Raw genomic sequence first — 6,611 nt, 5'->3', positions numbered from 1 at the left:
CCGGTTTTCTTCAGTCACTTAGGTTGTCCTATGAATACCCCTCCCGCGTGAGATCTACCGATCCGTGATTTAAATCAACCCATGATCCACACAGGTTCGGACGTGCATGCCGTCCCTACATGCACGTCCGAAGAAGCTGCTTCTGAGCGCATACCGTTGCATAGGTACTGTGTGAACGGCCCCGGCCGCCCAAGCGGCCCGGGGCTCCTTGCTCGATTAGGCAGATCGATACACCCGTCCGCTCAGCGGTGATGCCGGCGGTGATGACGCCGCATCATCCGCATGCCACCGGTCCGACGGCTCATCATGCTGCCGGCGCGGGCATTGCGGTGCATGGCGGCCTGATTGCTGTTGCCGGTCGACGAGGCGTTGGGGTCGAGACCGTCACCCGGCGCTGCCACGCCGGCTGTGTTCGCGCTGAGCAGGAGGCCGAGTGTCAGGGTCGTGCCGAGGATGGGCTTGTTCATGGACAAAGCCTTCCACGGCGTGATGCCGTCGAACCGAGACAGAGACAGAGATAGAGTAGTCAAGTTCCTGCGTGAACGCGCCTTGGGGGTGTTCTCGCGGATTTATGAGGACACCAGATTGGCTTCAGTATTTTCCGCCAAGCTATCACTTGACGATCCGGCGGAACGCGTAGAGCAGTAGGCCTGCTCTTGTGGAGGAGACGACCTTGGACGAACAAGTCGAAACTCAATCGACCGATTTCATCGAACTCGCCGCCGACCTCGTGGCGGCCTACGTGTCGAACAACAACGTGCCGGTGTCCGAACTGCCGAACGTGATCGCTTCGGTTCACGCGGCCTTTGCCGGTCTTGCGAACGGGGTGCCTGCCGAGCCCGCTGGCCCGGAGAAGCCGACGCCGGCACAGGTCCGCAAGTCGATCACGCCGGACGCGCTGATCTCCTTCATCGACGGAAAGGGGTATAAGACTCTGAAGCGGCACGTTACCAAGGCCGGCCTGACGATGGAGACCTACCGCGCGCGCTACGGCCTGCCGTCGGACTACCCGTCGACTGCGGCGAGCTACTCCGCTCAACGGTCCGAGCTGGCGCGTTCGCTTGGTCTCGGCCAGCAGCGGCGCAAGGCGGCCCCCATGGCCTCGGCAGTGGACGAGACAGTCTCTGAGGCGCCGAAGACCGCCAAGGGTAAGCCGAAGGCCGCTAAGGCCTCCGAGGCAGCCCCTAAGGCGCGCGGGCGGTAAGAAGGCCGCTGAGACGGCCTGAGGCCGCTCAGCAGCCCGTTCCGGCACACTACGGCATCCGGTGCGGTGACATGTCCCTAACGCTGTCTTGCCATCCTGCATCCGAGCCAAGTTGCGTATCGGCCGAGCTGGTGAGATCCGGGGTTCCCCCGCCGCGTGAGCAGATCGCGGCGGGGCCGAACCGTGCGGGGTGCTAGGCCAGGTCGTTCTGCTCTTCGGGGTCTTCCGGCAAGCGTTCCGCCGGGTCGACGGTCTCCTGCGTGTGGCTTCCCTCGATCTTCGGGGTCGGAGCCTTCACCTCAGCGGTGCGGACGGTGGTGTGAGTGCCTTCGGCCTCTGGCTCGTTTTTGTCGGGCATGGGCGTTCCTCCGTGTCGCGGACCCGTCCATGTGGTGCCCAGGAGGAGCCGGGCAATGAGGCTCCCCACCCATAGGGGGCCCTCAACCGCCCTGCAAAATCGTCCGGCACCTCGCCGAACTGCCCGAGGATCGTCGCGCTTTCCAGCTCGCCGGTCTCATCGTCGGCGACGATCTTGAGCGCGGCAGTTCCGGGCATCCGACCGGCCATGGCTTCGGCCTTCTTCAGCGCACCATTCTCCGTCGGCGCTACCTCGCGGTCGCCGGGCACCAGGCGCTTCCGCTTGATGATGAAGGTCTGCACCACGAACGTCGTCTTCATGCCCATGGTGCGTCCCCTCAGCCTTGTTTCGCCGGTCGATTGTCGAGCACATCGGTGAACGGCTTTGACAGCACGTGCCGGCCCGTTCCGTCGTAGACCTCAACCGTCCAAGTCGACCAATCGCGTCGCGTGCTGCCAAACATCACGTCCAGGGCGACGCGCTCGGCGTGGGAGCGCATCAGCGCCCAGGTCGGCAGCCGCTTGCCCAGCCGATCGGCGATGAGGTCATGCCCGTCTGTGCAGTGGAAGCGGTAAAGCGGTGTCGGCATTGGCCTTCTACCCCGCCGTCCACACCATCTCACCGCTTCGCGCCTGGCTGTGGTCGCCATAGTTGAACCGTCGGCCTGCTTGCTATTTGTTCCTTGTATGTTCTTGGACAACTCGGAGCGCCGATGTACCCCCAGCCGCACGAACCGCTTGTGGAGATCCGGCCGATCGAGGCTGAGGCGATCGCATGGGCCTACCGGCTGGTCGCATGCGGCGACCCATGGGGCGCGCTCGTGCGGGCGATCGAGGATGCGCTTGCCGACCTGGCGGAGGCGGAGCGCCGGTCGCTGAGACGAGATCGCTTCGTCTCGTGTGGCTACGTCCGCGGCGGCCTACCTGGGGCGGATGCGTGAGCCCCTACGCCGTTGACGAATTGATCCTCGGCAGCACGGATGCCGTCCGCGTCCCGGTCATCGGGCAAGCGCTGTGCGCCGGCTTTCCGTCGCCGGCTGACGACTTCATGGAAGGCGCGCTCGAACTGCCGCGCTGGCTCGTGCCGAACCCGCCGGCCACCTTCTTGATGCAGATCCGGGGCGAGAGCATGCGCGGCGCCGGCATCCATGATCGCGACCTCGCCTGCATCGACCGCAGCCTCCGGGCGGAGGATGGCTCTGTCGTCGTCGCGGTGGTCGACGGGCAGCTCTCATGCAAGCGCTACCGGATAGCGGGCAACCGGGCCCGCCTCGACTTCGACAACCCGGAGATGCCGGCGTTCGCCATCGATGAGTACGGCGAGGTCGAGATCTGGGGCGTGCTGCGCTTCTCAATCCGCTGGCACCTCGCCCGCGGGCGGCTGTCATGAGCGGCCCGGCGCCGCGCCTGCGCGAGTGGATCGACGGCAACATCGCTACACGACCCAGTTCGGCGAGCTGCCGATCGCGCTGGCTGGGTAACCAGAGATATCTGTGTAAGGTTGAGGTATCTCGGGTATCGGTGGTGACGCACGGAGGCGTACGGTCCCTGCCCGCTTCCGCCGACCTGTGGGGTAGCGGACCGAGAGCGAATGGGTCTATCGAGGACTGGACATGACAGACGCTCTGCATCAGCTTCTAGAGGCCGCGAGGCACGCTCAGCCAACCCCGGAACACCGGGAGGAGCAGCGCCGCAGTTTTGCCTATGGCAACACGGCTTTCGAAAACCGGCTCATCACACGCGAGATGGTCGATCAAGAAGCCGAGAAGCTCGCTAAGGAGCAGGATGAGCGTCGAGGAGCCTGAGAAGCGCGACAGTCGAGCGCTTGACGCTGAACTCATCACTGACCCAGTAGAGCGGGCGGCCGCTGAGGCACGCAACGGTCTTCGTCAGATTGATGCGGGCCTTGGAGTAGTTCAGACAGCTCAGGATCGCAGTTGGGAGTTTAAGCTCCGCCCTTCTTTGATACTATCTCTCCACCGCGAGGCCCTGAGTGGTATCAGCATGTATGCTGGTAACTATAGGCCGGGCGGCGTAGAGATAGGCGGTAGTAGACATACTCCGCCCGGCGCACATCTTGTTCCAGAACACATAGAGGACATGTGCGAGTACGTAAACGAGAATTGGGATAGGTCTACGCCTCTCCATTTAGCATCGTATATAATGTGGCGCCTTAATTGGGTGCATCCGTTTGCAGACGGAAATGGTCGCACGTCAAGAGTAACCTCATACGTTGTGCTATCTATCAAAGCGAAAAGCCAATTGCCGGGCACGCCAACCATTCCCGATCAAATCGTTGACAATCGCAAGCCATATTTCGCAGCTCTCGATGCAGCGGATGCAGCTTGGGCAAATGGACAACTCGATCTTTCTGTGATGGACCAACTGCTTGGCCGCCTTTTGGCTAATCAGCTTGCTAAGTTCTATCAGCAAGTCGGAGGGCAACTACCAAGCGAGCCGGCAGGAACAGCGTAGATACTACGAAAATCTCCAGAAGCCGTTAGGTTGTGCCCCTACTTCGCATCAGCCACGCCGACCATCCGCACGGTCGCGCCAAGCCGGCTACGATCGAGCCCCCTTTCCGACGAAGCGCTCATCCACCCGGACAACCTGTACCGGCGCTGGGGCACGCTCTAGGAACGTCGGATCGCCCCGCACGGCCTGTTCGAGCTGAGACCGCACCGCGCCATCCGCCAGCACCGCAAGGCCTCCCACGGTCGCTACAACGAGGACGCTGCGGGTGATGATCGAGGTGAGGGTGAGCATTGGGAGGCACCTAAAGGATGCCTGATGGTAGCCGAAGGGCTCTAAGAAGGCTGCTACGCCTGCCCCTCAGCCGGCACAAAAAGCGAACAGGCTTACCGGATGGTGAGCCTGTTCGCGGGCTTCAATAGGCGCGCGACCGGGGCGGCGGAGGCGGACCATCATCGTCGTCATCGTCGGGCGGAGGCGGTCCACGGTGATGCGGCGGAGGTGGGGGCCTGTCGTCATCGAAGTCCGGCGGGGGCGGCCGGTAGCGGTGGGGTGGCGGCGGTGGCCTATCGAAGTCTCCATCCGGTGGGGGCGGAGGGCGCCGATCGTCATAGGGCTGAGCCGAAGCGCCAGCCGCCGCGAGGATGAACAAGGCAGCGCCGGCGAGAAGTACGCGCATGAGGTCTCCATAGACAAGCGCAGGGAGCGCTGTCGCGTATAAACGACCAGCCAAGCCGCTAGGTTCGCTCAGGAGGCGCCTTCAGCCGCGAGATCGTGCTGTGCGAGACGTTGTAGCTCCGACCGATCTCCGCGCAGCTCTCGCTGGCCTCTCGCCGTGCCAGGGCCTCCGTTGCTGGTTGAGCGTGAGCTTGTGCATTGGGCCGGAGCGGATGCATGCGTCGCGATAAATGCCATGCTACGACGAGCCGGGCGCAGTCGTTGGAGCCTGCACCGCAGCGGGGTGGAAGTGTGACGAACCAGAGCCACCCCTACGTCGTTCGAGGCGTTTCGAAGAACAATACCATCACCTACAACTGCCCGACGCCGGAATGGGCTGTGCGCAAGCATCGTGACCTGATCGAGAGCAAGCTGTCGGACGTGACAATCATGGGACCGGATAGACAGGCGCTGAGCCTCGCGGAACTCGAAGCCGTGTCGAATGAGGCGGCCGTTCCCAAGCGCAATGCTCAGGCCTCCCGAGGCTAACCAAGGCTGCCCCGTTTAATTCCACAGCACCGGTGCTCTCCTATACCAGCGTTCAGCTTGACCGGGGAACCTACGGTCGCCGACATACCGATTGTGCATAGCGGTCGTGCACGAATAATGAAGCGCAATCTCGGCAGCTTGGCTTGCGTGCACAATCCCTGGACCGTGCACACCATACTGGCGCTTATGTGAATGGCCGGCGCACGTAGACGGGCCGTCGCGACGCTCAATCTGGCTCCTGTGTCGTATCCAAGGAGTTTGACGGGTTCGCGCCACTGCGCAGAACGACCAGCGCCCGCATCCGGGTCGGCCTATCCTCGGTCGCCATCCAAAGCGTCAGGAGCTCAAGGGTCTCGCTCAGTTCGTGAGAACCTTGATTGAAGAATGCCTCAGGCGAACAGCCAAGCGACTCGGCAAGGCGGTTCATAAGGGGGAGCGGCCCTGGATCAGTCATTCGTTATGTCCGCTTAACCTATGTTATTGTGCGTTAATCTAAAGGTGCCCGATCTCATCAAATGATGATTTTAGATCAGAGCCTTGTATTCAAAATACATTAATACTTCGGGGCGGGGGCGTATGCGGGTGGGTGAGACTGATCAAATCGAAGTGATCGCACGAGCTTGATCGAGGCTAACGGCCTAATCCAGGAAAGCGGTACGGACATGATGAAGACGATCATGCGGGTGCTGCTGTTCGAGATCGGCCAAGAAATTGCCCGCCAGCAAGCTGACTTGCAGGAAGAATCTGACCGCGTCTGAGGCGGAGTTCCCGTAAAACGCCTTAGGCGAATGGATGGCGCACGCACATCAGGTTTTATGGAGCACGATCAGGCGGCCGCATCGCACGCGCCAAGCCCTTATCCGACGCACCAGTCCCGCTCACTCCCTCGCGCAGGACTTCGAGGATCCATCTCCGGTGTAGCTTATCCTTTGTCGCCATCCAGAGCGTGAGAAGCTCCAGCATTTCCGTCAACTCGTTCGGGCTTTGCCCGAAGAACACCTCGGGGGAGCAGCCGAGCGACGCGGCTAGGCGGTCGAGTAGCGATGACGGTGTGGCAGCAGACATTTCCACCTCATTCTATCATATGTTATTTTTTGCTACTTGTGATTGTGTACGTATTTGATAACCTATGATACACGCCATGCCCCGAATCGATCCTGGATAGTAATACAGTCTAGCAAGTGAGGCGTTCGCGTGACCGACTATGAAAAAATTGATGCGATCGCTGAAGACTGCTTAAAATTGAATAACTTAATTGAAGAGCACGGCACGGACATGATGAGGGCGGTCATGCGCGTGCTGCTCTTTGAAGTAGCCCAACAAATTGCGCACAAGCAAGCTGAGGCGGAGTCTTCGTCTGCTACTGAATGAC

The 6,611-nt window shown here is 61.5% G+C and carries 10 protein-coding genes and 1 pseudogene; 8 read left to right on the top strand and 3 right to left on the bottom strand.

Annotated features, from left to right (window positions below; all coding sequences use genetic code 11):
• Positions 1 to 242 precede the first annotated feature (242 nt).
• On the bottom strand, positions 243 to 467 hold the full coding sequence (locus MKK60_RS19320; protein ID WP_243988228.1) for a hypothetical protein: 225 nt from the start codon (positions 465 to 467) through the stop codon (positions 243 to 245).
• Here MKK60_RS19320 and MKK60_RS19315 point away from each other — a divergent pair.
• Together MKK60_RS19315 and MKK60_RS19310 are read left to right on the top strand one after the other, a co-directional pair.
• Complete coding sequence (locus MKK60_RS19315) at positions 466 to 648, top strand: hypothetical protein (RefSeq protein WP_243988227.1); 183 nt, start codon at positions 466 to 468, stop codon at positions 646 to 648. The genes MKK60_RS19320 and MKK60_RS19315 overlap by 2 nt on opposite strands.
• A 25-nt stretch (positions 649 to 673) precedes the next feature.
• Positions 674 to 1,204 (top strand): MucR family transcriptional regulator, encoded by a 531-nt coding sequence (locus MKK60_RS19310; RefSeq protein WP_243988226.1) that lies wholly within the window; start codon positions 674 to 676, stop codon positions 1,202 to 1,204.
• Between the two features lie 435 nt (positions 1,205 to 1,639).
• Here MKK60_RS19310 and MKK60_RS19305 read toward each other — a convergent pair.
• Positions 1,640 to 1,888: pseudogene (locus MKK60_RS19305) on the bottom strand (hypothetical protein); the annotation flags it as partial.
• An 11-nt stretch (positions 1,889 to 1,899) separates the two neighbouring features.
• The gene (locus tag MKK60_RS19300; protein ID WP_243988225.1) at positions 1,900 to 2,151 is read right to left on the bottom strand and encodes a DUF6894 family protein; all 252 of its coding nucleotides are present in this window, start codon (positions 2,149 to 2,151) and stop codon (positions 1,900 to 1,902) included.
• A 123-nt stretch (positions 2,152 to 2,274) separates the two neighbouring features.
• Here MKK60_RS19300 and MKK60_RS19295 point away from each other — a divergent pair, with 123 nt between their 5' ends.
• The 6 genes from MKK60_RS19295 to MKK60_RS19270 all read left to right on the top strand — a co-directional run bounded on the left by MKK60_RS19295 (position 2,275) and on the right by MKK60_RS19270 (position 6,610).
• Positions 2,275 to 2,502: a hypothetical protein gene (locus MKK60_RS19295; RefSeq protein ID WP_243988224.1), complete on the top strand. Its 228-nt coding sequence runs from the start codon at positions 2,275 to 2,277 to the stop codon at positions 2,500 to 2,502.
• Entirely contained in the window at positions 2,499 to 2,951 is a 453-nt protein-coding gene (locus MKK60_RS19290; protein ID WP_243988223.1) for a LexA family protein, read from the top strand. The genes MKK60_RS19295 and MKK60_RS19290 overlap by 4 nt, the downstream gene beginning before the upstream one ends.
• A 223-nt stretch (positions 2,952 to 3,174) precedes the next feature.
• Positions 3,175 to 3,366: a hypothetical protein gene (locus tag MKK60_RS19285; RefSeq protein ID WP_243988222.1), complete on the top strand. Its 192-nt coding sequence runs from the start codon at positions 3,175 to 3,177 to the stop codon at positions 3,364 to 3,366.
• Positions 3,347 to 4,036 (top strand): Fic family protein, encoded by a 690-nt coding sequence (locus MKK60_RS19280; protein ID WP_243988221.1) that lies wholly within the window; start codon positions 3,347 to 3,349, stop codon positions 4,034 to 4,036. The genes MKK60_RS19285 and MKK60_RS19280 overlap by 20 nt, the downstream gene beginning before the upstream one ends.
• A gap of 966 nt (positions 4,037 to 5,002) precedes the next feature.
• Positions 5,003 to 5,239 carry a hypothetical protein gene (locus tag MKK60_RS19275; protein WP_243988220.1) on the top strand — a complete coding sequence of 79 codons (237 nt, stop codon included), beginning with the start codon at positions 5,003 to 5,005 and terminating at the stop codon, positions 5,237 to 5,239.
• A 1,194-nt stretch (positions 5,240 to 6,433) separates the two neighbouring features.
• Positions 6,434 to 6,610: a hypothetical protein gene (locus tag MKK60_RS19270; RefSeq protein ID WP_243988219.1), complete on the top strand. Its 177-nt coding sequence runs from the start codon at positions 6,434 to 6,436 to the stop codon at positions 6,608 to 6,610.
• Position 6,611: the final 1 nt, after the last annotated feature.

Source organism: Methylobacterium sp. J-092, assembly GCF_022829325.1.
In the GTDB taxonomy this organism is placed as follows: Bacteria; Pseudomonadota; Alphaproteobacteria; order Rhizobiales; family Beijerinckiaceae; genus Methylobacterium.
Note: the sequence above shows the minus strand (reverse complement) of the source record. Positions and strands in the feature narration are given on the sequence as shown.

What these genes read in the sequence shown, in the direction of transcription:
- MKK60_RS19315 (WP_243988227.1), top strand. Translation starts at nt 466, where the DNA reads ATGGACAAAGCCTTCCACGGCGTGATGCCGTCGAACCGAGACAGAGAC.
- MKK60_RS19320 (WP_243988228.1), bottom strand. Translation starts at nt 467, where the DNA reads ATGAACAAGCCCATCCTCGGCACGACCCTGACACTCGGCCTCCTGCTC.
- MKK60_RS19300 (WP_243988225.1), bottom strand. Translation starts at nt 2,151, where the DNA reads ATGCCGACACCGCTTTACCGCTTCCACTGCACAGACGGGCATGACCTC.
- MKK60_RS19295 (WP_243988224.1), top strand. Translation starts at nt 2,275, where the DNA reads ATGTACCCCCAGCCGCACGAACCGCTTGTGGAGATCCGGCCGATCGAG.
- MKK60_RS19285 (WP_243988222.1), top strand. Translation starts at nt 3,175, where the DNA reads ATGACAGACGCTCTGCATCAGCTTCTAGAGGCCGCGAGGCACGCTCAG.
- MKK60_RS19280 (WP_243988221.1), top strand. Translation starts at nt 3,347, where the DNA reads ATGAGCGTCGAGGAGCCTGAGAAGCGCGACAGTCGAGCGCTTGACGCT.